This is a genomic window from Nocardia asteroides, from assembly GCF_900637185.1.
Classification (GTDB): domain Bacteria; phylum Actinomycetota; class Actinomycetes; order Mycobacteriales; family Mycobacteriaceae; genus Nocardia; species Nocardia asteroides.
Genome location: NZ_LR134352.1, coordinates 1,755,880 through 1,779,811, shown reverse-complemented (window position 1 = coordinate 1,779,811; position 23,932 = coordinate 1,755,880). Strand labels below are relative to the sequence as shown.

Below are 23,932 nucleotides of genomic sequence, written 5' to 3'. Positions count from 1 at the left end.
AGCCCCGCGCTTCGGTCCCCCTGGGCGTCGATACTCCGGTAACTTCACTGGTACAGCGGGAGGAAACTCGAGGGGCCAGTGATGAGCAATTCGACCACGATCCGGATCGCGTCGGCACTGTGTTGCGCCGCGCTGGCAGCCGCTCTCACCGGGTGCGCGGTCGACGGCAGCCCGGTGGCCGCCGAACCCGATGTGCGCAAGCTGGAGACGGGCACCTACGCCGTGGACCGCCACCGCTACACCGACACCGCGGGCGAGGCGGGCGCGCTCGTCGAAGGCACGCGCATGTCCGCGGCGGTGGTGCCCGCGGTGAAGATCGATCCGTCGCTGTCGCACGGACGCGGCGGCACCGTGGTACCCGACGTGGCCGGCGCGCTCGACTTCGTCGCCCATGTCTCCAAACCCGTTCTGGAGAACCGGAAATTCGTCACCGGCTACGCCGCGCTCGGTTCCGACCAGGCCGATCCGGCGGGCGAGAATCGACCCGCCGCCGACGCGACGGCGGTCACCACCGCGGTGTTCCGCTTCCCCGATGCCACCGCGGCCACCCTCGCGGCGCGCGAACTCGAGGACGTCGACCTGGCGGTCTCCCCGGAGAACCGCAAGCTCGCCTCCACCAAATACCCGGAGGCGTACGTGCATTGGCGGCCGAACGTGCCGACCATCGGCGCGTTCCTGGCGCACGAGCAGTTCGTGATCTCGCTGTTCATCCAGCGTCCGCGCGCCGACTCGGCCGATCTCACCGCCTGGGTCGACAAGACCCTGGCCGCCGAACTCACCCAGCTCCGCACGTTCGCGCCCACCCCGGTCGAGAAACTCGACGACCTGCCGGTGGACCCGGAAGGCCTGCTCGCCAGGGCCGTGGTCGCCGACCGCGCCGAGATGGAACCGAACCAGCACGCCTTCGCGGTCTACAGCCCGAGCCACCTGGTGAACAACGCCGACGACCAGACCGCCCGCCAGCGCCTGATCGAATCGTCGGGTGCCGAGTCCATCGCCCTCGTCGACGGCGGCTCGGTCACCCGCGTGCGCGACCTGGCAGGCGCCCAGGCCCTGATGACCGGCCTCATCGACTCCGCGGGCCACTACGACGCCCTGCCCGCTCCCACCGACATCCCCGGCGCCAAATGCCTGCGGCTCAACAGCAAGGGCGACAAGGACGAGGAATACAAATACCGCTGCTACGTGCCGTACAAGCGGTATCTGGGCATTGTGAGTTCCGATCAGGAACCCGAGGTCCGGCAGAAGATATCCGCTCAGTACGCCCTGCTGGCCAACAGTTTGTGAGCCGACGAGCCCACCCTTTCCCGACCCGGGTGTCGTAGGATTCCGCCGACCATCGATTCGGGGAGGGTGATCGTCGTGCGGACCCGGGGAATGTCCCGAGCGGCGTGCGCCGTACTGGCCGCGGCCTTGCTCACGACCGCGACGGCCTGCGGCACCGGCGCCGACACCACCACGTCGGCCATTGATCCGCCCGTCGACCTGGCCACGCTCGACGTCGGCAGCTACGCCACCCAGCCGCGTCAGGTCGGCGCCGTGGCCAGTATGGATCAGGCCCGCTTCATCGAGGCCGAGCGCCTCGGCGACTTCGTGCCAGCGCCTGCCGACATTGATCCGCGCTTCGTGCACACCAATCCGTCGATCGCCTCGGTGTTCATCGACGCGGAGGCCTCGCTCGGCAAGATCATGGCCGTCGACCGGTTCACCGAGATCGCCCCGGATTTCATCGGCGGTTTCGTGAGTTCGGCCGAGACCGCGCCGCACAACAAGGGCATCGACATGGTCAACGCCGTGATGATCTTCCCCGACGAGCAGAAGGCCGCCACCGCCGCGATCGAACTGGAGAAACTCGATTTCGGCTACGCGCCGAACAATCGCCCGATCGAGATTCCCGGTTATCCGGCGGCGAAAGCGCATTGGCAGCCCGATCAGCAGTCGATCGGATCCTGGTTCGCCACCGGGCATCTCGTCATCTACACCTGGTTCTACGACTACCTGAAGATCTATCTGGAGAAGGTCGACCAGCAGGCGCTGGTGGAACTGACCCGCAAGAGCCTCGACACCATCGTCGCCTCGGTCGCGAAGTTCACCCCCACCCCCACCGACAAACTGCTGACTCTGCAGCGCGACCGCGACGGCATGCTCGGCCGCACCTCGCCCCGTCCCCGCGAGGACTCCTGGATCAACCCGCCCGGCGTCTACGCGGGCCGCACCGCCCGCCACTTCACCTCCGATCCGGAGAGCGCGGCGGCGATGATCGAGGCCAACGGCGTCGACCTGTTCGCCAGCGACGGCTCCGATGTCTACCGTGCGCGCGACGTCGCGGCCGCGCAGGCGGTGCGCGACGAGCTCGGCGGCCTGACCCGCAAGTTCACCGCCGCCGAAGCGCCGCAGAACCTGCCCTTCGCCCGGTGCAAGGAGTACATCGGCCGGGAACGGCTGGCCGTGCGCTTCTACTGCGCGGTGTCCTACGACCGCTACGCCGCCTATGTCTGGTCCAATCAGCTCCTCGACGCCCAACAGCGCATCTCCGCGCAGTACGCCCTGCTGGTGAACGCGAAATGACCATGCCGAAACGCACCGTGCCCCTGCTGCTCGCCGCCGTCCTGACCGCCGTCCTCACCGCCTGCGGTGCGACCGTGCCCGGCGCCGGCGTGCCCGGCGAGATCGATGTCCGCGCGCTCGATGTGGGCCCCTACCCCACCGAGCCGCCCAACGCCCACGACGACGATCCCGTCCCCGCCTTCTACGAGATGTACAAACTGGCGGGCATGCGCATCGCCGACTACGCGATCACGGCCTACGACATCGACCCGCAGATGATCTACGGCAACCGCGCCGACGTGGACAACGCCCGGTTGATGCCCGCCGAGCTCGGCGACGCGACCGCGATCACGGCCGTCGCCGAGAAGCACAAGATGCTCTACGGCTTCCATTCCAGCGGCGCGGCCAAGGACACCAGCGTCAGCACCAGCGGCGGGTGGCCGTCCAAGAAGGGCGACAACCGGCTCACCGCCACCACGATGATCTTCCAGTTCCCCGACGCCGACCGGGCCACCGCCGCCGCCAAGGACTTCCACGACGCCGACTTCGCCCGCCAGGAGGGCCGCAACCAGCCGGTGTCGCTGCCGAAATACCCCGCGGCCCACTCCCAGTGGCGTCCGGACTCGCCGTTCCTGCGTACGGTGCTCGCCCACGGGCCGTACGTGATCTCGTTCCTGCTCTCGGTCGCGACCCCGGACCTGCCCGCGCTGACCACCCTCGCCGAGACCGCCCTCACCAAGCAGATCGAGGCGCTGGGCCGGACCACCCCGCTCACCGACGAGCAGGTCATGACCCAGCCCTGGGACCCCGACCACCTGCTGATGCGCACCCTCAACCCCGACAAGCTCACCAGCCCCGAGGGCTCCTACTTCCTGGTCACCGGCAAGCACGGCATCCTGCATTACGCGGGCGGCCCGCTCCCCGACCATCGCCTCTACATCGACCAGCAGCTCACCAGGATGAACGCCGAGCAGGTCGCGATCTCCTGGGGCTCGATCGGCATCCGGACCGCCGACCCCCAGTCGGCCGCGCGCGCCGTCACCGACAAGATCTTCCCCTGGCCGACCAAGGCCGAGGCGGCCCCGCCACCCAATCTCCCCGCCGCGACCTGCGCGGAGAACAAGCCGCTGGAAGCCAAGAAACGCTTCAGCTGCCTGGTCGCCTACAAGCAGTACGTCGGCATCGTCGGCAGCGAACAGCTCCTCGACGCCCAGCAACGCGCGGCGGCGCAGTACGCCGTCTTCGCCAACAGCCGTTGACATGAACTCCGCCGCGGCGGTCACTATGCTCCCGCCGAGGCGAGGCAGTTACGAGTCAGGAGATCGTGAGAGATGGCGATGAGCCCGGGCACCATCGTCGGTGGCTACCGAATCATCCGCAAGCTGGGCGCGGGCGGCATGGGTTCGGTGTACCTGGCCGCGCACCCGAGCCTGCCGCGCACCGACGCACTGAAGATCCTCAGCTCCGAACTCAGCCGTGACCCCGAGTTCCGCGCCCGGTTCGAGCGCGAAGCCAATCTCGCCGCCGGACTGGACCACCCGAACATCGTCTCGGTCTACAACCGCGGCGAGGAGAACGGCCAGCTGTGGATCGCCATGCAGTTCGTCGAAGGCACCGACGCCGCCGCCGAACTCGCCCGCGACCCGCACGCGATGACCCCGCTGCGGGCCCTGCGCATCACCACCGAGGTCGGCAAGGGCCTGGACTTCGCCCACCACCGCGGCCTGCTGCACCGCGACGTGAAACCCGCGAATTTCCTGCTCTCCGACACCTACGGCGACGACGAGCGGGTACTGCTCACCGACTTCGGCGTCGCCAAGTCGGCCGACGACGCCTCCGAACTCACCCAGACCGGCAGCTTCCTGGCCACCATCGCCTACGCCCCGCCCGAACAGCTCTCCGGCGGCCACCTCGACCACCGCGCCGACATCTACAGCCTGGCCTGCGCCTTCTTCAAACTCCTCACCGGCCGCAACCCCTACCCCGCGACCCAGCCCGCCCTGGTGATGATGGGCCACCTGCACGAGCCGCCGCCGCGCCCCACCGAGGTGCGCCCCGGCCTGCCGCCCGCCCTCGACCAGGTCTTCGCCCGCGCCATGGCGAAGAACCCCAACGAACGCTTCACCACCTGCCGCGCGTTCACCGACGCGGCGGCCGCGGCCCTGATCCCCGGCTCGAACCCGACCGGCCACCACACCTCGCCGACCTACCCGATCCAGACGCCTCCGCAGTGGGCGCAGCAGGCACCGGCACCGGCACCGAGTCCGGTTGCCGCACCGAGGAATTCGAAGAACAAGTTGCTGCTGGCCGGTGGCGCCCTGGTCGCCGTCGTCGCCGTCGCGGCGGGCATCGGCATCTGGGCTTCCAGCGGCGACGGCACCCCGCCGCCGAGCCCCACCACCAGCCAGGTCGCGCTGAGCCCCCTCGAACAGGCCCGCAAGGACAACCCCGCCTTCGCGGGCAAGTCCATCCTGCTCGTCGACGTGGACGCCGACAGCAAGGTCGCCACCTACCTCGGCGGCACCCTCCCGATCAAGTTCTTCGAAGACCTGGGTTTCGTCTACAACTTCAACTACACCAAGTCCGGCGAGGAACCCTCCCCCCGCCCGGTCACCAGCTCCACCCAGCAGCTCGACGTCGCCGACGACAGCTACATCCTCGCCGTCCGCAGCGACCCCAAGGCCGGCGGCGGCGGCCTGCTCGGCCTCCCCTTCCAGATCACCGGCTCCCGCGCCACCGTCATCCCCATCGACGATCCCATCACCGTCACCTCCCTGCGCACCTGGACCGCCGCCTCCGAACAAACCCTGCTCTCCCGCCTCCTCCCCACCCTGAAGAGCCGGATCAAGTAGACGGTGATCCGCGCGGGCGCCCGTGCGTCTGGCGTGGTTGCGCACGGTGTCGGTGCGCTACTATGCCCGCGGACCAGATCCCGGGGTGGGGTGGGCTGCGACGTCACGGTGTCGCTCCATGTTCGGATCGGATAGGCAGTTGGAGGGGGAGAGCGTGCGGCTCATCCGTGGTGCATCGATTACGCGCTCAGCGGTGTTGGCGGCGGTCGCCGTGTTCGCGGTCGGGTGTGGCTCGCAGGTCTCGGGCAGCGCGGCCCGGATCGAACCGGACACGGCGAATCTCGATTACGGCAACTACCAGACCCAGCCACGCACGGTCGGCAACGCCAAGAGCCTGAATCAAGGCCGCGCGTACGAAGCCCAGCGTCTCGGCGACTATGTGGCGCTGCCGTTCGAGATCGACCCGGCCTACGTCTACGACAACCGCAAGGAATCGCTGGTCCAGCCCACCCAGATCGTGCTGAATCGCAAGGGTCTGGGCCGGCTCATCATCAACGACACCTTCGACGAGGTCGCCGAGGACCTGGTCGCGGGCTGGCTGAACTCCTGGGCCACCGAGCCGACCGGCGGCAACCCCCGCCGCAGCCTCAACCTCTCGGTCCTGATCTTCCCCGACGCGAAGACCGCCGAGACGGTCGCGCCGATCCTCGAGAACGACGACTTCACCTACAACACCGACAACGAGAAGGTGTCGATCACCAAGTACCCGAAGACCTACGCGCACTGGCGTCCGTCGGTCTCCTCGATCGGGTCCTGGACGGTCCACGACCGCTACGTGATCTTCATGAAGCTCGACGACGAGACCAAGGCGCCCGACCTGCCCTCGCTGCAGGCGCAGGTCGAGCGCGCGCTCGAGGTGCAGATTCCGCTGTTGGACAAGTTCGTGCCGACCCCGTCGGACCAGATCGAACGGGTGCCGCTGGACCCGATCGGGCTGGTCGGGCGGACGCTGCCGTCGGATCCGTCGGCGCCGGTGCGGGCCCAGCCCGACGGATATTTCACCGGTCGCGGCGCGCTGAGTTTGTTCGCCGACCCCGATGCCGAACTGCTGGGCACCTTCGCCGAGCACGACATCGACCTGATCTCCTTCGGCGACACGGTCGTCTTCCGCTCCGCCACCGAGGCCGGGGCGAAGAGCCAATTCGGCGCATGGAAGGCACCGGACAAGGACAGCAAGGACGCGCAGGCTCCTGCGGGCCTCGGCGACGCGGCAGTGTGCCGAGCCAACACCTACGAGTCGGGCGGCGAAGTGCGGACCTCCGACTACATCTGCTATCTGCAGGTCGACCGGTACGCCGTCCAGATTCGCAACAAGAACTTGCAGGATCTGCACCAGCAGGTTGCCGCGCAGTACGTTCTGCTCACGCGCCGATGAGGATTTCCACGATGAAGAACACCGCTCGGCTGGCTGGGCTGCTCACCGTCCTGATCATCGGCTCCGGTTGCGCCGCACCCATTTCCGGCCAGGCCAAACCTGGCATGGCTCCGGTCGACCTGGCCACCCTCAAGACCGGTGCGGCCGTCACCGAGCCGACCACTTTCGAACTGAAGTACTCCGACACGGCGAAAACGGTCAGACTGATCGAGGGCAGGCGGCTGCTCGATGTCTTGATCCAGTCCATCGATGTCGACCCCGAACTGTCGAAGCGGGGAACCACCAGGGTGTTCGCCGACGGCGCGGACATGTCGAAGGACGACGGCCTGCCCGAGATGTTCAAGGCGGCGGTGGACGACAACCACTTCATCGCCGGTGTCACCGCATCGCGGACCAACGGCAGCGTGCGTGACACGAGGGGCATGCACCTGAGCGTGCTGCACTTCGCGACCGCGCAGGACAGCAAGAACGCCGCGGCGGCGATGTACCAGCTGAGCACGACCGGCGAACGACCGCGCCAGCCGGTCGCGATTTCGGGCTACCCCGAGGCGAACGGCTCGAGCGGTGACGGCTCCGCGGTCAGTTCCTTCCAGGCGCACGGGCCGTTCGTGGTCGTCGTCAGCATGTCGCAGGAGACACCTGATTCCGCGGGCTTGGCCTCCAAGATCAAGAAGACCCTCGACCTGCAGCTTCCCGCCCTCGACAAATACCGGGTGATCGCGCCTGACGACCTGCTCGATCTGCCACTCGACCCCGACGGGATCATGCGGCGGGCAACGGGCAAGTCCCCGTCCGGCGATCCGTACGGGATGAGCTACCACGAGGAAGACTTCGGCACCTTCGAGCCGTCGGGAATTCTGCATTTCGAACGCAACCCCGCCGAAGCCCGTAAGGCTTTCGAGGAGGCCGGTGTCGACCTGATCGGCCGCCGCTACAGCACGGTGTACCGGACCCGCGACGTCGAGTCCGCGTTCAAGCTGCAGACCGTCCTCGCCAAGCGAGGCAAGAGCGACACCGAGCTCGCCCCACCGCCTGGCATCGCCGACGCCCAATGTGTGCGGCTGGAGGAATCGGACCCGAACCGTGGCTACAACGGCATCTGCGTCCTCGTGTATGACCGCTACGTCGCTGTCGTCATGTCGCTGGCCACCGTGTCGCGCGCGTCGCTGCAGGTCGACCCGATCCTGCAGGAACGAACCGCCGCGCAGTACGCGATCTTGAAGAAGAGCGAGTAAACGATCATGCGAAAACTCCGTCTGGGCAGCGCGATACTGACACTCGGTCTCGCGTTGAGCGCGTGTGGTGGTGGTTCGGAAGCCGCCGAGTCGACGGCGCCGCAGGTCGACGTGGCGAAACTGGACTCCGGCAACAACCCGACCACACCGGTAGACCTGGAATCGACCCGGACCCCGACGTCCGGCGCCTTGCGCGAGGCGATCCGGATCGGCGCCGCGACGCCCGTCGCCTTCCAGTTCGATCCGCGTTTCGTCTACGCGACCGGATACAAGGGCGGCCGCCACCTCACCGAGGCTGACCCGCCCTACTTCAGCGGGTCCGGTATCGAATCCAAGGATTTCAACACCGCGATCCCGGGCATAGTCGCCGGGTGGGAGAGTTCGGCCGACCGCCGCGCCGAACTCTCGGCCGGCCGCAGCGTGGAGACGATCACGCTCCGCTTCTCCACTGCCGACCAGGCCAAATTCGCGGCCACCGAGCTGTCCAACCGCAGCCCCGGTACCGCTCGCCAGATCCCCGGCTACTCCGACGCGCTGGCCAAGGTGGAAGTCAAGTCCGAACCGCTGCCTTCCCAGAACGTCCGCGCCTGGCTGACCCGCGGTGACCTGCTGCTGTCCATTCGGATCTCCGACCCGATCGGCCTGCCGTACGACGCCGACGCCGACGCGACGGTCGCGCAACGCTTCTTCGACAAGCAGATCGAGATGCTCCGCTCGTACACGCCGACTCCGTTGAAGGAGATCGCCGAACTGCCACTCGACACCGAAAGCCTGCTCAGTCACACGTTGCCGACCGAGGCGTCGAAACGCCCGAACAAGGGCACGAGCAGCTCGGCTGTCTATCCGCTCCAGGCCGTCCTGCACCTCGAGGAAAAGCCCGCGGACATCGCCACCGCGTACGCCGACGCCGGCATCGACTATGTGGCTTTCGACACCGGCTCGATCTACCGCGCCCGCGATGCCGCCGCTGCCCTCCGGTTCCGGGCGGCGCTGGACAAAGACCCGGAGGGCAACCCGGACTACATGAAGGTCGAGAGCCCGCCGAATCTCCCAGTTGTCAACTGCTACAACGCCACACCCAAGGTGAAGTACGCATCCGACGCACCGCCGGTCTGCCACGGTGTCATCGGCCGCTACGCCTTCGGCGTATCCGGCACGAACCTGCAGGACGTGTACCAACGGGCAGCCGCCCAATACAAGCTGCTCGTCGGGTTCAGCTGACGATCACGAGCGCTGTCAGGCACGGCAGCACCTGCTACATTGCCCTGTTGGGACGTGCACTGCGGGGCGCGCGAAGGATGAGGAGACGCGAATGGCCTTGCGGCCCGGCGCAATTGTTGGTGGCTACCGAGTGATCAAGGTGCTCGGTGCCGGTGGCATGGGCACCGTCTACCTCGCGCAGAACCCGAGCCTGCCCCGCCGCGACGCCCTCAAGGTGCTCAGCGGCGACCTGTCGACCGACCCCGAGTTCCGCGGGCGTTTCGAACGCGAGGCCAACCTCGCCGCCGGCCTGGACCATCCCAATATCGTCGCGGTGTACAACCGCGGCGACGAGGACGGCCAGCTGTGGATCGCCATGCAGTACGTCGACGGCACCGACGCCTCCGCCGAGGTCGCCAAGGGCCCCGCGGCCATGCCGCCGCACCGCGCGCTGCGCATCATCGGCGAGGTCGGCAAGGGTCTCGACTACGCCCACCGCCGTGGCCTGCTGCACCGCGACATCAAGCCGGCCAACTTCATGATCGCCGCCGCCGAGGACGACGACGAGGAACGCGTCCTGCTCACCGACTTCGGCGTCGCCAAGTCCTCCGACGACGGCCAGGACCTCACCGCGACCGGCAACTTCATGGCCACCGTCGCCTACGCACCGCCCGAGCAGTTGATGGGCACCAAGCTCGACCACCGCGCCGACATCTACAGCCTCGGCTGCTCCCTCTATAAGCTCCTCACCGGCCAGAACCCGTACCCCGCCACCGTGCCGGCCATGGTCATGATGGGCCACCTGCACGAACCCCCACCGCGCGCCACCGCCGTCCGCCCCGACCTCCCACCCGCGATCGACCACGTCATCGCCAAGGTCATGGCCAAGGACCCGGCCCACCGCTACAACACCTGCCGCGAATTCATCCAGGACGCCCACGCCGCCCTCTTCGGCGCCCCCATGCAGGCCCCCGCCTCCCAGGGCTTCCTCACCACCCCCCGCACCCCTATCGCCGGCGGCCCACCCACCGCCGCCACCGATGTCGTCACCCCCCACTGGGGCACCGACCCGAGCCGCGCCGTCGCCAGTCCCCAGTGGGGCACCGACCCCAGCCGCGCCATCGTCGGCCAGCCCTACCAGGGCGGCGTCCCCGAAAGCGACATCCTCACCGCCCGCAACCCGAAGCCCCACCGCCCCAAACGCACCCGCAAGCTCCTCCTCTCCGGCTTGGCCGCAGTAGTCGTCACAGCCTTGATCGCCACCGGCATCTTCGCCCTGACCCGACCGGACACACCCACCGGCGGCGGCGACCCGATGGCCCAGGCCCGCAGCCAGAATCCCGAGTTCAGCGGAAAAACCATCACCGCCTACAACTTCGGCAACAACACACTCTCGGTCGTCCTCAACCCGAGCGATCAATGGAAGTTCCTGCGCGACCTGGACTTCGACTACAACCCTGACTTCAAGGCGGTGGGCGACGAAAAGTCGCCGCGGGCACTGTCGGTGGGCGACTACAACGTCAAAAACAGCACCGACGTTGTCGTCGTACTCCGCACCGACAGTCAGGCCGGAAACGGCGGCTTCCGTGGCCTCCCATACTCGATGACCAGCGGCAAAGGAAAAGTAGTCGTCATCGACGACCCAGCCACGGTCCAGGCCTTCCAGGTCTGGAGCGATCAATCACAAAGAATCCTCATCGACAAAATGATCCCGGCAATCGCGAAGGCCATCGGCTGACAACCGTTGGAAACGATTGCCATAGACACGGTCGGCGACCGTAACAAGAGGATTCGAGCAGACACCACGGGGGAATCAAATGCAGAAGCGCCTTGCCGCGTTCCTCACCGTAGCCACATTTGCGGTTGTGGGCTGCGGAGGAACCGTCTCAGGAACACCGCAACCCGGTGCAACGCCTATCGACCTCGATCACCTACGTCCGGGACCATTCAAGAACGAGCCAACTCCATTCGAGATCCAGTGGAGTATGGAAATGCCGAGGTCGATTCGGCTCATCGAGTCTCGCAAAATGCTAAACCACCTTGTTCACCCTTTTGATGTGGACCCAAGTTTGGCCAGCCCCGGCGAGACGAAGGTATTCGCCGACGCATTCGCCATGTCGTCGAAAAATGGACTCGGCGACGAATATTTGACACCGATCCGCAATAACGCAAAATTCATCGGCGGGGTATCGACTTCCCAATCCAATTCGAGCGTTCGGTCGGCCAAGGATCTCGCGATCGCCGTGCTGCACTTCTCGACGGAAGCCGAGGCAACCAGGATCGCCGATGAATTCCATCGAATAACATTGGGCACAACATCCCGACAGGCGATCGAGATATCAGGCCTCCTCAGCGCCCGCGCATCCGTCGAGTCCGAAAGAACTTTGGATTATTTCGAACCTTACGGCCGCTATGTGATTTGGACAAGGGTTAAGCTTCCGAGCCCCGACCTCCGGGGCGCAACCGAAATGGTGGCGAAAACTGTCGGCATGCAGAAAGAGTCACTGGACCGGTTCAAGCCGACACCCTTGGACGATGTCCTCGACACACCACTCGACCCGGAGAATATAATGCGTCGCGCAGCGGCGCGATCTGATCGCGATGGCGCGGGGATCAGCAGCTACGAAGAAGATTTCGGACCGTTTCAACCTTCGGGAATTCTTCATTTCGAGCGACACCCCGTCGAAGCCCGCAAGAAATTCGAGGAGACTGGTGTCGATTTGATTGGCCGCCGAGCGAGCACCGTATACAGGACCCGAGATCTCGCCTCAGCCTTTCAACTACAGACGTTCCTCGCAACCCCTGGCCGGAACGACTTCATACTGAAATCACCGCCGGGACTCGCCGACTCACAATGCATAAAGATCGACGCAACGGACGCTAGTCGAAAATACGATGCACTGTGCGCGGTCGTCTACGACCGCTACGTCGCTGTGGTCACTGCGAACGCCATCAGTGGCGGCGAGATCGAAGGTGGCCTAATCGAACGGGCAGCTGCACAATATGCGATCTTGAAGAAGTGTGACAAATAATGCCGAGGACGATATTCACTGTTCCGCTTGTGCTGACCGTCCTCTTGGCTAGCGCATGCGGAAGCCAGGGTACGCAATCCAGCATCGATATTGATCGACTCGACACCGGAAACTTCGCCACAAGCCCGATCGACATCGAGACTTTACGGACCCCCACGTCCGGTGTCGTGCGTGAAGCAATTCGGATCGGAGAAGCAACACCGCTGGCAATGGAGTACGATGCACGCTTCGGCTACGCACCGATTCAGCCGGCCCGCAGCAACAGGGTGACACTTGAAGAACCACCGTATTTCAATGGAACCGGTATCGAGAGCAAGCAGTTCGCGGTCGAGGTACCGGGCTTGGTTGCGGGTTGGCGGATGTATGCAAACCGGCGCGATGAACTCGGCCAGGGTCGTTCGATCGAAACATTCACACTTCGATTCAAAGATTCCCACCTCGCTAAAAACGCCGCAGAAAAACTGATGCTTCGCAGCGAAGGCGAGGTATTCGATGGATTCGAAGACCATCCCGGGGTGCTCGCAAAAATTACCCAGACGGACTCACTAGGCGTTACCACACTACGCGCCTTTCACGCAGTCAACGACATGCTTGTCGCCATCCTGATATCCGATCCAGTCAGTCGACCGTTCGACCCGATCGAGAACACACAGATTGTACAAAGATATCTTGACCGGCAGCTGGCACTGTTGAAAGAATTTACCGCAACTCCGATTGCAGATCTGGACAAACTTCCGCTTGATACCGAGGGTCTGCTCGCCAAGACTCTACGTAGAGACCCGCCTAGGCCGGGTGCTGCAGTATACCCAGCACACGCCGCCCTAGGGCTGGCCGAGCGTCCCGCTGCATTATCTGCAGCATTTGCCGATTCGGGTGTTGATTACGTCGCGATCAGTGGTGCAACCATATACCGCGCACGCGACGAGGCAGCCGCGGCGCGCTTGATAGTCGCCCTGGAAAAGGGCGCCTTCAATGCACGGGGGCTCGTCGACGCCGCAGGGCCAGAAAACCTCCCGGTGGCACATTGCTATGAGCTGGACCCGAACCTCGAGATGACTGGTGTCAACAGCCCCCGATGCATTGCCCCAGTCGGCCGATATGCCATTTCGGTCGTTGGCGCAAACCTCCAGGAGGTTCGTCAGCGGATTTCTGCACAGTACAAGTTGCTCGCGATTACAGGCTAGCCACTCCTGGAACCGATAAACAAAGATCAATGGGTACGGGGCGAGCGCGGAGACCATGCCGGCCTCTGGCCCGCAGCGCAGCCGAGTAGCGTGGTGGAGGAGTATTATGCGAAAGCGACTCTCGATTGTATTGACCGCAACCGCGATCGCTGCGGTAAGTTGCGGTTCCCAGGTCGACGGTTTGCCGATGCCGACAGAAACACCGGTCGATTTGACAAAACTAAGCCTCGGCAGTTATTCGCCGGAACCGTATCGCTACGAACTGAGCATAGTCGCAAAAGCCAAGGACGTACGCGATCTCGAGGCGAAGCGCATGCTGAACTATTTGACCTCGGCCACCGATATCGACCCGGAGACCAATACTCTCGCCGCGGTCGAGACGTATACCGACCCGGATGGGCCGTTCGCGACACCCGCACTCCCGGAGAGCCTCCGGGAACCGATCACGAGCAACAGCCTCCTGGCCGGGGCATACGTGGCAAGGACCGATGGTGATCCACGAAGTCCTCGACGGCTCATCTTGTCTGTGCTCCGATTCTCTACAGTAGACAAGGCCAACAGCGCTTCTACCGGAATTGCACAAGCGCTTCGCAAGGAAGACGCTCATTCGATATCTGTCGATGGTAGGCCTGATGTCTCGGCGTTTTCCACGAATTGGTCATCCGGCACTGCGGTCGTCCAGCGAGGGGTATACACCGTCCTTATCAGTTATGGCCGAGCAGATCCTGACCAGCAAGCGATTACAGCCAACTTGAGCAAGGCCGTGAACCTTCAACTCACTAAACTGGAAGGACTGCGACCAACGCCATGGGAAGACGTCCTCGACACACCGGTCGACCCAGACCAGATCATGCGTCGTGCGCTGGGTTCGGAGAATCCGAAGTTCCCGTTCGCCATAGAGCCCGACTTCGGAGCGTTCAGTCCTGACGGCCATCTGCACTACGAAAGAAACAGCGCACTGCTCCAACGGGCGTACGCTGAAAGTCGGACCGATCTTATCGGCCGACGATTCGGAATCGTCTATCGCACCAAGGACGTAGCTGGATCCTTTCATCTACAATCCGCATTGGCAACATTGGGCAAACGGGACCAGGAACTCCCAGCCCCTCCGCTCTTGGCGGATGCACGGTGCGTCCAACTCTATGAGCCGGACCCGGTAAGAAAATACGACCTGATGTGCGCGATTATCCGAGGAAGGTATGTCGGAGTAGTTACCGCAAACACAAAACTGAGTGGCCAAGTAGACCCCGTGCTCTACGAGCGAGCCGCTGCGCAATACGCTATTTTGTCGAAGTTCGAATGAGGAAACAATGCGACTTGAATCCCGGTTAGCCGTTGCGCTTCTGACTCTGGCGATCACTTCCGGATGCGGATCCGCGGGCGGCAGCCAAGAATCGGCCATTGACACAAGTTTGCTCGAAACCGGAAACTATCAGTCCGTCCCGCGCAACCCGAACGAATCGAAACCGGACCAGAGCGGCCTCGCCATCGAGGCAAGTCGCCTCGGCGCGGCCATGCCGATACCGTACGACATCGATTCGAGTTACGGATTCCAGTCGCAAAGCAACTCTCAAGTTCGTGTGACGCCGACGATTCCCATGTCCCTCGCCCGTGTAGACAAAGAAGAATTCGGCCACTTCACCAGTGGACTACGTGTCGGTTGGAGCACTTCGGGCCACCGCAGACTGAACTCGACAGTGGGCAGGCAAGCATTCCTATACAATTTCTTGTTCGAAACACCAGTCGAAGCCGAATCTGCCATGAACAGAATCATCGATGAACAGCAGCGAATACCATCGCAATACGACAGCGCTGTCGGGATTCCCAGCTTTCCGAAAGCAAGGACCAATTGGAGTGTTACCACCCTTGATTCTTGGATGGCACATGGGGCGATGATTCTCGGCGTTCGTGTGGTCGACCTGCTGGGCGGACCGCCTAACCCTGATCCCTCCGTGGAGTTCGCTGCCAAGGCCTACTCAACAATGATCGACATGGTGGCCCAGTACACTCCGACGCCGGCCGTAGAGTTGCCCGAGCTGCCGATAGACATAGACCAGATGTTGAGCCGAACACTCCCTGGCGAACCGGACGATCAGATCGGTGGTATACCCGACGGCGCCGTGGAGCCTGTCCAAGCCGCGATTGCACGAGAGCACCGACCCGGGACAACAAAGCCAGCCTTGGCCGCCGCAGGGGTAGATCTAGTATCCACTGAGGCTCATACCACTGTGTATCGGGCGAAGGACTCAGCATCCGCCACCCAGCTTATGCATGCACTACTGGAGCCCAACGGGGACTATCGGAATCCTGTCGACAGCCCACGCCATCTTCCGATCGCGAAGTGCTACGAACGTAAGGACGATAAGGGGCCGCCCCAGGTCGATCGACCAGTCTGTTTTGTTGTCTTCGATAGATACCTAGCGCAGGTACACGGCTCGAAAATACAGGATCTCCACCAAAAGACGGCGGCACAGTACAAGTTACTCGCAGCGGGTCGATAAACACACCAACTAGAAAGGGGCCCGGACGTATCCGGGCCCCTTCAGATTGTGAGAATCGATTCGACGCTCACATACCTGCGCCGTTGAAAAGCATCTTGGCCATGGCCTTGTCAGTGGACTCCATGTGCTCACCACCCGACACGACCTTGGCACCGATGGCCTGAAGGTCCTCGTTCAGCGCGACGGACTGCTTGGACCACTGGGTCTGCAGAATTGCAAACGCGCCGGAACCTTCACCTTCGTCGAAGCTGTTCATGATGAAGTCCTGAAACAGGTTCTCGAACTCCTGCAAGGCATTCGCAATCTCCGTCGCCTCGCGCTGCAGACCGGTACCCGCAGCGTGAACCTCGGAAAAGTCGTACCTGATGTCACCGTAGTCCATGGAATTTCCTCTCTATACGAATTAGGTAGTCGAAATTGGCTAGATGTTGAGGGTCGCGGTCGCACCCATCATCGCCTGTGCAGACAGCGCTTCCTGGTTGTCGATCTCAGTCGCGACGTTGCCGACGTTCCTGGCGTTCGTCATCAGCGCTTCATTGAGCTCACGGGCAGACTTCAGATATTCGACCATGACATTCTGGAAGGCACCACCGGCCGCACCCACCATCGACCTACCATCTTCGACGGTCGTAGCGCGTCCCTGCGAGGCCTTGATCAGACTGTCGATCTCTTCGTACTTCTTCTGCATGGTCACGTTGGCGAACGTAGCGATCTCTTCGGGCTTTGCGTGGAATGGCATTTCAGCTCCTTGTTGTGATCCCAGCCCGCCCTGCGCGAACTGATCCCGTCATCTGGTTAGACGCACGATGTGCTTCGTCGGTTCCATCGGATTCGAGGCCCCCGCGGTCACGCCGTAGTGGAAACCGACCGAACCACGGCGTCGCATTCAGCATCGATACCTCCCCCCTCTCTCACCCCGGTCTGGCAGCCGACACTCACCTGGACGTCGTCATAGAACAGAACCTGCCACAGGACTACGGAGCCATCGCCGGGAGATTCCCTGTATGTAGCCCCCGGTCGGCCCGATACTGTCAGATCGCGCTCAAATCCCCCAAACCTGCCCGGCGGCGCCGAGTCGATCCTCGCAGCAAGGTCCGCAACAAGTTCACCATATCCGAACCCCGGAGACGTAGTGTTGTATGTCACAGTAATCCGGGCGGGGATGGCTGTCTTCGGAACGATCGTGGTCCGCTCCGACGTCGCGCCGTCGGCGACCCGCCAGCCGGGCGGAACAGTGAAGCCTACGCGGCCCATCGTGTGCCGTGTAGGTGTATTTACGGGCTGTGTGGGAGACAGTGCGAGCGGTGACGGGGTCGCTGAGGTCGTCGTCGAGATGGCGACCGGGCCGGCCGAGGTGCTTCCGGCTGAAGTCGCCGCGTCGGCGCCACTACTTCTGGTTGCGATCACCGCGGCCGTGCCCGCAGCGAGGACGGCTATCGCTACCGCCGCCGCGGCAGCGATCTTGGCCGGCCCCATTCGCGGGGGCGGGGTGGTCGCGGCGGCCCGCTCCCTCAGGGTTCCAACCCATTCGGCGTTCTGCGCCGGTATCGGACGGGAGCTGTGGTCGGCGAGCTTGGACTGCGGCAACAGCAGAGCTGTGTAGGCCATCGGTTGGACGAGCGGTGTCGGCAGCGTGGTCCAGGTCGCGGCGGTGTATCCGCGCAGGCGCTCCAGCAGGGCTTCTTCGTGCGGGCCGATGACGACGACAGTTGTCGGCCTGACGCCGGCGGACACCAGGCTGATCATCTCGATCGTGGTGTCCAGGGCGGCGTCGTTCCACTCGCCCGCGCCCAGTGTTGGTTCCGATTCGCAGGCTGCGATTTCGATCTGATCGCGGGATCGGTCGACGGCGGTGACTGTGATGTCGAGCGGTTCGATCTCGACGACGATGATGCGTTCCGACGTGGCAAGGGACTGCCGCAGTTTGGCCACGCGGACGGCGAGTGATTCGAGAACGACCGAGCCCGAATACCTGCCGAACGATCGACTGAGTACCTCTTGCTGGGCACCCGTCCACGCACTGGGGTGGGCCACACCGACTGCCGCGCCAGGGATTGTCGGGGCCAAGCCGACGAGCACCTTGTCCACGATCGCGTCCGAGGCGGCCGCTGCCGGGATCGGTGCCGGTTCGAAACCGATCCATGCCGAATCCAGGGTCAGGGCGTACACCGACGGTTGTGTCGGTCCGACCGGGGCACCGACCACGATCCCGTCGGGGACGGGCATGACCGTGGGGACGACATCCGCGTGCCGGGCCGCGGTGCGCGCCAGGATGCGCGCCCCGCTGACCACGACGTCGATGTCGGTCACAAAGCCGGTGACCATGCCAACTGCACCAGGTCGACGGCGTTTCGGGTGACCAGGGTGCCGCGGCCCGGGGGCATCGCGCTGGGTCGGACATTGCCGAAGAGCTGGCCTTCGTCGCGGTTTCCACTCATCACCAGACCGATACAGCCGACGTCACGCATCCGGGACAGCACCGGCTCGTACAGCGCGCGAGAGGCGCCACCGGAGCGGCGGGCGATGATCAGATGGAACCCGATGTCCTTGGCGTGCGGGATGAACTCGACCAGCGGCGACAGCGGGTTGCCCGTCCCGGTGACGACAAGGTCGTAGTCGTCGATGATCAGGTACAGCTCCGGGCCCGTCCACCAGGAACGGGCTCGCAGCTCCTGCTGCGTGATGTTCGCACCGGGCATCCGCGACTTCAAGATGCCGGCGACCTGCTGGACGAACGGAGTCAGGATCTCCGACGCGGGCGCGTAGCCCGCCAGGTGGTCGCCTTCGACTGTGCCGAGCAGCGTACGGCGGTAGTCGCCCAGGATGATCTTCGCCTGTTTCGGTGTGTTCGACTCGACGATGCCCTGACAGATTCCGCGCAGCAGCGCCGTCTTACCGCACTCACTCTCACCGAACGCCAAGAAGTGCGGCGTATCGGCAAGGTTGAGGAGGACGGGTGCCAGCTCGGACTCGTTGACACCGACAGGCACCTGCAAGTTGGGCCGCGACCGATCGATCTCGGCGGGCCAGTTGCGCATCGCGCGCAGCAACTCGTCGCGCTCCAGCAGGTCCGGCAGTGTTCGGGTGCCTGGAGCCGGGCGGCCGGGGGTGCGCTGAGCGAGCAGCTCGACCGCATGCGCGACACCGGCACTGAGATCCAGCGGATCGGAGCTGCCGTCGACTCTGGGCAGTGCCATCAGCATGTGCAGCGCGTCCGGGGTGATACCGCGACCGGGGCGACCCTGCGGGACCAGAGTCGCGAACTTGCGGCCGATATCGGAGTCCATGGGGTCACCGAGACGCAGTTCGATTCGGGTGCCGATCTGGTCCTTGAGCGCGGGGCGCGCCTCCATCCAGCGGGACAGCGCGATGACGACGTGCACGCCGTACGAAAGACCCTGCAGGGCAAGGTTGGTGATCGGTTGTTCCAGGGCGTCGTAATCCTGGCGGATGGTTCCGAATCCATCGATGACCAGGAACGCGTCGCCGTAGGGATCGGCGTGGGCACCGGCCGCGGCGGGGCTGCTGTTCGGGTCCATGGCGCGCAGGCGGCGGAATTCGACCATGGATTCGATGCCGAGCTGGTGGAAGCGCTTCTCGCGCTGGCGGACCAGGTTGGTCATCTCGGCGACGGTGCGGCGGACCTTGTCGGGGTCGAGGCGGCTGGCGACGGAACCGACGTGCGGGAGGCCCGCGAGGCTGGACAGGGTGCCGCCACCGAAGTCGAGGCAGTAGAACTGCACCTGCTCGGCCGTGTGCGACATCGACATGGCCATCACCAGCGAGCGCAGCGCGGTCGACTTGCCGGACTGGGGGCCACCGACGATCGCGACGTGGCCGCGGGAGCCGGACAGGTCGACCATCATCGGGTCGCGGCGCTGGTCGTACGGGCGGTCGACGATGCCGATGGGCGCGCGCAAGGTGGCCTGCGCGGAGTACTCGCCGGTGAGGATCGAGCGCGGGATGAGCTGGTCGAGGGTGGGCGCCTCGTCCAGCGGGGGCAGCCAGATCTCGTGGGCGGCGCGGCCGTGGCCGTTGATCCGGGCCACGAGCATGTTCAGGTTGGAGACCTGCTCGCCGTCCTCGCTGGGGGTTTCCGGTTCGAACGTCGACTCCACCGGGACCGGGACGCGGTCCGAGGTGCGGAAGGCGACGTGGTTGGCGCTGAACGGGCGGGCGTTGACGTCGATCTCGCCGCCGACGATGCCCGCGCTGGTGACCTCGCGCTGGGAGCCGCCGCCGACGTAGGCGCCGGAGACGTAGGAGGCCTGGAAGCGCTGGATCTCGCCGGAGTCGGCCTTGAGGTAGCCGCCACCAGGTGAGTTGGGCAGGTTGTAGGCGTCGGGGACGCCGAGGACCTGGCGGGACTCGTTGGCGGAGAAAGTCTTCAGGCCGATGCGGTAGGACAGGTGGGATTCCAGGCCCTTGAGCTTGCCCTCTTCCAGGCGCTGGGAGGCGAGCAGCAGGTGGACGTGCAGCGAGCGGCCGAGGCGGCCGATCATCACGAACAGTTCCGCGAAATCGGGGTGCTGGGTGAGGAGTTCGGAGAACTCGTCGAGCACGACGAACAGGGCGGGCAGCGGGTCGAGGTCGGCGCCGGCGGCGCGGGCCTTCTCGTATTCGGAGACGTTGGCGAAGTTGCCCGCCTGACGCAGGACTTCCTGGCGGCGGTTCATCTCGCCGGCCAGGGCGTCCTTCATACGGTCGACGAGGTCGGCTTCCTCTTCCAGGTTGGTGATGACCGCGGCGACGTGCGGGACGCCGTCGAGGCCGAGGAAGGTGGCGCCACCCTTGAAGTCGACCAGGACCAGGTTGAGCTGGTCGGGCGAGTGGGTGGCGAGCAGGCTGAGCACCAGGGTGCGCAGGAATTCCGACTTACCGGAACCGGTGGCGCCGATGCACAGGCCGTGCGGGCCCATGCCGTTCTCGGCGGCTTCCTTGATGTCGAGTTCCACCGGGTTGCCGTCGGCGCCGACGCCGAACGGGACGCGCAGGCGCTCGCGGCCGTAGCGGGGGCGCCAGGCGCTGGCGGGGTTGAAGTTGCCGATGTCGCCGAGGCCCATCAGCTGCGCCCAGGTGGAGATGGTCTCGGTGTCGTCGGTCTCGACGTCGCTGCTGCGCTGGGTGGCGGCGCGGTAGGGGGCGAGGCGGCGGGCGGCCTGCTGGGCCTGTTCGGCGCTGACCCGGTCGATGGTGGCGAAGCGTTCCTGGTTGCCGGTGGCGCCGCGGCCGAGGCACTCGCCGTCTTCCACGACCATCTTGATGCCGCGCGAAACCGCGAGGCGCGGTGCGTAATTGCACAGGTCGATGATGGTGACGCCCTCGTAGCCGGACTCGCGCAGCTGGTCGTCCTCGGCCTCGAGCAGACCGCCGTCGACGACGATCACCACGTGCACCAGGTTCGGGTTGTTCGGCTGGTTGCGCGAGTAGCGCACACGGTTGCCGAGCAGCGGGTGCAGGCTGCTCAGTGCCTCGCGGATGGAGCCGTAGAACATGCGCTGGGTGCCGATGCCGTCGGACACCTCGGGGTGCTGGGTGTGCGGGAGCCACTTGGTCCACTCCCACTCGCGCGCGGTGTCCGGGCCGCAGACCACGGCGACGAGCACCTGGTCGGGCGCCTGGAACATGCACAGCTGCAACAACATCGCGCGGGTCATGTCGCGGGCCTGGGCGCGGTCGCCGTCGAGGGCGATGGTGCCGAAGCCCTTGACCGCGATGGCGGTGGGCAGGTCGGGGACGGTGGAGTGGGCGCGGACGAAGCGGCGCAGCGAGACCGCGGCGATCGGCTCGAGCTCCTCGACCGGGCCGGTCTCGGGGGCGACCAGGCGGGTGGCCAGGCGCTGACCGCCGAGCCCGATGCGGGCGTGGCAGAAGTCCTTGTCGCCGGAGCGGCGTTCCCACATGCGGCTGGTGCCGGCGAGCATCCAGATCAGGCCGGGCTCGGGGTGGCTCCACTCGACGGCGGCGCGCTGCTGGGTGGCGGTCTCGTCGACGTCCTTGCGGACCTGGTCGAGGTAGCGCAGGTAGTCCTTGCGGTCCTCGTTGGCCTCGGCTGCCTTGGCCCCTTTACCGCTGCCCTGGCCGAACATGGTGGCCATCGACATGATCATCATCAGCGGGAACATCATCGACATCGGGTTGCGGAGCATGCCGCTGCCCTGCGTGAACATCAGCGCCATCATGCCGACCATGCCGACAACCATGACGACGGGCATGAGCTTCATCAGCAGGTTGCCCGGGGTGATGCGCGGGATTTCGGGCGGCGGCTGCAGGGTGACCTCGCCACCAGGCGTGCGCGGCATCTCGCGCCGGGCACGGCGCTGGAACCGGACTGTGCTCATGGTCGAAGACTCCCCCTGCTTGACTACTCGCCGACTGTCCTCGCGACGGGCTCAGTGTAGAGGTCGCGGCCGACATGTCGTATGGTTCGTCAGGCATTCTGCTGTCCGAACAGTGAGTTCCGCAAACTGTCGATCGCCCGAGCGGTCCAGCGGAAACACGAGGTAGAGACGGAGTTGGGGGAGTTTTGACGCACGCGCGACTCGATCATCTGGAGGAGGACTCCGCGCGCGGCATCGTTCGCGCACCGGACCTTGCCCGGGTGACGATCCTGGCCAAGCACACGCAGGTCGACATGGCGATTCCGGTCGATGTGCCGGTCGCTCTCGTCATCCCGAGCGTGGTCGACATGGTCGCTCAGCACAGCCGGTCGAACGATTTCGACAACGACGGCGAACGCTACGAGCCGGCCGAGTGGGTCCTCGCGCGCATCGGCCATCCCCCGTTCTCGAATTCGCTCAGCCTCGGCGAGCACGGCGTGCGCGACGGCGAGCTGCTGATGCTGGAGAGCGCCTCGCACACCGCGCCGACGCCGCTGTTCGACGACATCATGTACAACGTCGCGATCGCCGACGCGGAGCATTACCGCAGTTGGACACCGAAGACGGCGCGCATCACCGGGTCGGTGCTGGCCGCGATCACCATGCTGGTCGGCTGCTTCGGCCTGCTCGCCGCGCCCGCGGCGCTGCCGTTCTGGGTGACCGGGTCGCTGGCGCTGCTGGTCGCGATCCTCTGTGTCGTCGCGGGCACCGTGCTCAGCCGGATGTACGGCGACACCTCCGCCGCGCTGGTCATCGGTGGCTGCGCGCTGCCCGCCGCGTTCACCGGCGGCATGCTGCTGGTCCCCGATCATTACGGCTGGGCCCATCTGCTGTTCGGCTTCGCGCTGCTCGGCGCCACCGCGGTACTCGCCTGGCGGGTCACCGGCGTGGGTCTGGCGCTGTTCATCGGCACGGCCGCGATCTCGGTGTTCGCCGTGCCGGCCGCCCTCGTGGGGCTGCTCACCGATCAGCCGGTCAAGGCGATCGGCGCGGTCGTCGCCGCCGCCGGTCTGACGGGTCTGTCACTGGCGCCGCGGGTTTCGATGCTGCTGGCCAAGCTGCCGTTGCCGCCGGTGCCCTCGCCGGGTACCCCGATCGATCCGACCGAGGACGATCCGGACGACCACCGCGCGCTGCCCACCCTGGACGCGCTGCGGGGCCGGTCGGAGCGGGCGCGCAACTACCTCGCCGGGCTCGTCGCGGCGACCACCCTGGTCACCGTCGTCGGTGCGCTGCTCTCGGTCGACGCCGGGTCCGACGATCCCTACTGGCCCGGCATCGCGCTGGCGCTGGTGTGCTCGGTGGTGCTGATGTTCCGCAGCCGCACCTACGCGGGCGCCGAGCAGGCGGTCGTGCTGATCGCCGGTGGCGCGTCCATCGTGCTGCTGATGCTGATCGGCATCGCCGTCGAGATGAACCAGCCGCTGGTCGTTTTCGGCACCGCGCTGGTGATCCTGGTCGCGGCGCTGGTGATCGGCCTGATCGTGCCGAACCAGTCGGCCACCCCGCCGATGCGCCGGGCCGCCGAGCTGCTCGAGTACGCGTTCGTCGCCGCGGTGCTGCCGCTGGTGTTCTGGGTCGCCGAGCTCTACGCGCTGGTTCGCGGACTGTGAGGCTCGGGCTTCG

17 protein-coding genes are annotated in these 23,932 nt (G+C 65.4%); 13 read left to right on the top strand and 4 right to left on the bottom strand.

Annotated features, from left to right (window positions below; translation table 11 throughout):
• Positions 1 to 81 precede the first annotated feature (81 nt).
• The 12 genes from EL493_RS08310 (at position 82) to EL493_RS08255 (ending at position 15,926) form a co-directional block, all read left to right on the top strand.
• Positions 82 to 1,287, top strand: coding sequence for a DUF7373 family lipoprotein (locus tag EL493_RS08310; protein ID WP_019045140.1), 1,206 nt, complete (start codon positions 82 to 84; stop codon positions 1,285 to 1,287).
• A gap of 90 nt (positions 1,288 to 1,377) precedes the next feature.
• Positions 1,378 to 2,568 carry a DUF7373 family lipoprotein gene (locus EL493_RS08305; RefSeq protein ID WP_019045139.1) on the top strand — a complete coding sequence of 397 codons (1,191 nt, stop codon included), beginning with the start codon at positions 1,378 to 1,380 and terminating at the stop codon, positions 2,566 to 2,568.
• Positions 2,565 to 3,806: a DUF7373 family lipoprotein gene (locus tag EL493_RS08300; RefSeq protein ID WP_019045138.1), complete on the top strand. Its 1,242-nt coding sequence runs from the start codon at positions 2,565 to 2,567 to the stop codon at positions 3,804 to 3,806. Before EL493_RS08305 ends, EL493_RS08300 begins: the two co-directional genes overlap by 4 nt.
• A 72-nt stretch (positions 3,807 to 3,878) precedes the next feature.
• Entirely contained in the window at positions 3,879 to 5,399 is a 1,521-nt protein-coding gene (locus EL493_RS08295) for a serine/threonine-protein kinase (RefSeq protein WP_019045137.1), read from the top strand.
• Positions 5,400 to 5,592: 193 nt separating this feature from the next.
• Positions 5,593 to 6,774 carry a DUF7373 family lipoprotein gene (locus EL493_RS08290; RefSeq protein WP_019045136.1) on the top strand — a complete coding sequence of 394 codons (1,182 nt, stop codon included), beginning with the start codon at positions 5,593 to 5,595 and terminating at the stop codon, positions 6,772 to 6,774.
• An 11-nt stretch (positions 6,775 to 6,785) separates the two neighbouring features.
• Entirely contained in the window at positions 6,786 to 8,009 is a 1,224-nt protein-coding gene (locus EL493_RS08285) for a DUF7373 family lipoprotein (RefSeq protein ID WP_019045135.1), read from the top strand.
• Between the two features lie 6 nt (positions 8,010 to 8,015).
• Positions 8,016 to 9,230 carry a DUF7373 family lipoprotein gene (locus EL493_RS08280; RefSeq protein WP_019045134.1) on the top strand — a complete coding sequence of 405 codons (1,215 nt, stop codon included), beginning with the start codon at positions 8,016 to 8,018 and terminating at the stop codon, positions 9,228 to 9,230.
• 91 nt (positions 9,231 to 9,321) lie between these two features.
• Positions 9,322 to 10,947: a serine/threonine protein kinase gene (locus EL493_RS08275; RefSeq protein ID WP_022567313.1), complete on the top strand. Its 1,626-nt coding sequence runs from the start codon at positions 9,322 to 9,324 to the stop codon at positions 10,945 to 10,947.
• A gap of 79 nt (positions 10,948 to 11,026) precedes the next feature.
• A complete protein-coding gene (locus tag EL493_RS08270; RefSeq protein WP_022567314.1) occupies positions 11,027 to 12,241 on the top strand; it encodes a DUF7373 family lipoprotein in 1,215 nt (404 codons plus the stop codon).
• Positions 12,242 to 12,270: 29 nt separating this feature from the next.
• Positions 12,271 to 13,425, top strand: coding sequence for a DUF7373 family lipoprotein (locus tag EL493_RS08265; protein WP_126405627.1), 1,155 nt, complete (start codon positions 12,271 to 12,273; stop codon positions 13,423 to 13,425).
• 187 nt (positions 13,426 to 13,612) lie between these two features.
• Positions 13,613 to 14,728 (top strand): DUF7373 family lipoprotein, encoded by a 1,116-nt coding sequence (locus EL493_RS08260; RefSeq protein ID WP_126405625.1) that lies wholly within the window; start codon positions 13,613 to 13,615, stop codon positions 14,726 to 14,728.
• Between the two features lie 7 nt (positions 14,729 to 14,735).
• The gene (locus EL493_RS08255) at positions 14,736 to 15,926 is read left to right on the top strand and encodes a DUF7373 family lipoprotein (RefSeq protein ID WP_022567317.1); all 1,191 of its coding nucleotides are present in this window, start codon (positions 14,736 to 14,738) and stop codon (positions 15,924 to 15,926) included.
• Between the two features lie 67 nt (positions 15,927 to 15,993).
• Here the strand turns inward: EL493_RS08255 and EL493_RS08250 are convergent, their stop codons facing one another.
• The 4 genes from EL493_RS08250 to EL493_RS08235 form a co-directional block, all read right to left on the bottom strand.
• Positions 15,994 to 16,308 carry a WXG100 family type VII secretion target gene (locus EL493_RS08250; protein ID WP_019045132.1) on the bottom strand — a complete coding sequence of 105 codons (315 nt, stop codon included), beginning with the start codon at positions 16,306 to 16,308 and terminating at the stop codon, positions 15,994 to 15,996.
• A gap of 39 nt (positions 16,309 to 16,347) precedes the next feature.
• Positions 16,348 to 16,665: a WXG100 family type VII secretion target gene (locus EL493_RS08245; protein WP_022567318.1), complete on the bottom strand. Its 318-nt coding sequence runs from the start codon at positions 16,663 to 16,665 to the stop codon at positions 16,348 to 16,350.
• 107 nt (positions 16,666 to 16,772) lie between these two features.
• Positions 16,773 to 18,251 carry a type VII secretion-associated protein gene (locus EL493_RS08240; RefSeq protein WP_019045130.1) on the bottom strand — a complete coding sequence of 493 codons (1,479 nt, stop codon included), beginning with the start codon at positions 18,249 to 18,251 and terminating at the stop codon, positions 16,773 to 16,775.
• A complete protein-coding gene (locus EL493_RS08235; protein WP_019045129.1) occupies positions 18,233 to 22,267 on the bottom strand; it encodes a type VII secretion protein EccC in 4,035 nt (1,344 codons plus the stop codon). The genes EL493_RS08240 and EL493_RS08235 overlap by 19 nt, the downstream gene beginning before the upstream one ends.
• Before the next feature lie 185 nt (positions 22,268 to 22,452).
• Here EL493_RS08235 and eccD point away from each other — a divergent pair, with 185 nt between their 5' ends.
• Positions 22,453 to 23,919: a type VII secretion integral membrane protein EccD gene (gene eccD, locus EL493_RS08230; RefSeq protein ID WP_022567319.1), complete on the top strand. Its 1,467-nt coding sequence runs from the start codon at positions 22,453 to 22,455 to the stop codon at positions 23,917 to 23,919.
• The last annotated feature ends 13 nt before the right edge of the window (positions 23,920 to 23,932 follow it).

What these genes read in the sequence shown, in the direction of transcription:
- EL493_RS08310 (WP_019045140.1), top strand. Translation starts at nt 82, where the DNA reads ATGAGCAATTCGACCACGATCCGGATCGCGTCGGCACTGTGTTGCGCC.
- EL493_RS08305 (WP_019045139.1), top strand. Translation starts at nt 1,378, where the DNA reads ATGTCCCGAGCGGCGTGCGCCGTACTGGCCGCGGCCTTGCTCACGACC.
- EL493_RS08300 (WP_019045138.1), top strand. Translation starts at nt 2,565, where the DNA reads ATGACCATGCCGAAACGCACCGTGCCCCTGCTGCTCGCCGCCGTCCTG.
- EL493_RS08295 (WP_019045137.1), top strand. Translation starts at nt 3,879, where the DNA reads ATGGCGATGAGCCCGGGCACCATCGTCGGTGGCTACCGAATCATCCGC.
- EL493_RS08285 (WP_019045135.1), top strand. Translation starts at nt 6,786, where the DNA reads ATGAAGAACACCGCTCGGCTGGCTGGGCTGCTCACCGTCCTGATCATC.
- EL493_RS08280 (WP_019045134.1), top strand. Translation starts at nt 8,016, where the DNA reads ATGCGAAAACTCCGTCTGGGCAGCGCGATACTGACACTCGGTCTCGCG.
- EL493_RS08275 (WP_022567313.1), top strand. Translation starts at nt 9,322, where the DNA reads ATGGCCTTGCGGCCCGGCGCAATTGTTGGTGGCTACCGAGTGATCAAG.
- EL493_RS08270 (WP_022567314.1), top strand. Translation starts at nt 11,027, where the DNA reads ATGCAGAAGCGCCTTGCCGCGTTCCTCACCGTAGCCACATTTGCGGTT.
- EL493_RS08260 (WP_126405625.1), top strand. Translation starts at nt 13,613, where the DNA reads ATGCCGACAGAAACACCGGTCGATTTGACAAAACTAAGCCTCGGCAGT.
- EL493_RS08255 (WP_022567317.1), top strand. Translation starts at nt 14,736, where the DNA reads ATGCGACTTGAATCCCGGTTAGCCGTTGCGCTTCTGACTCTGGCGATC.
- EL493_RS08250 (WP_019045132.1), bottom strand. Translation starts at nt 16,308, where the DNA reads ATGGACTACGGTGACATCAGGTACGACTTTTCCGAGGTTCACGCTGCG.
- EL493_RS08245 (WP_022567318.1), bottom strand. Translation starts at nt 16,665, where the DNA reads ATGCCATTCCACGCAAAGCCCGAAGAGATCGCTACGTTCGCCAACGTG.
- EL493_RS08240 (WP_019045130.1), bottom strand. Translation starts at nt 18,251, where the DNA reads ATGGTCACCGGCTTTGTGACCGACATCGACGTCGTGGTCAGCGGGGCG.
- EL493_RS08235 (WP_019045129.1), bottom strand. Translation starts at nt 22,267, where the DNA reads ATGAGCACAGTCCGGTTCCAGCGCCGTGCCCGGCGCGAGATGCCGCGC.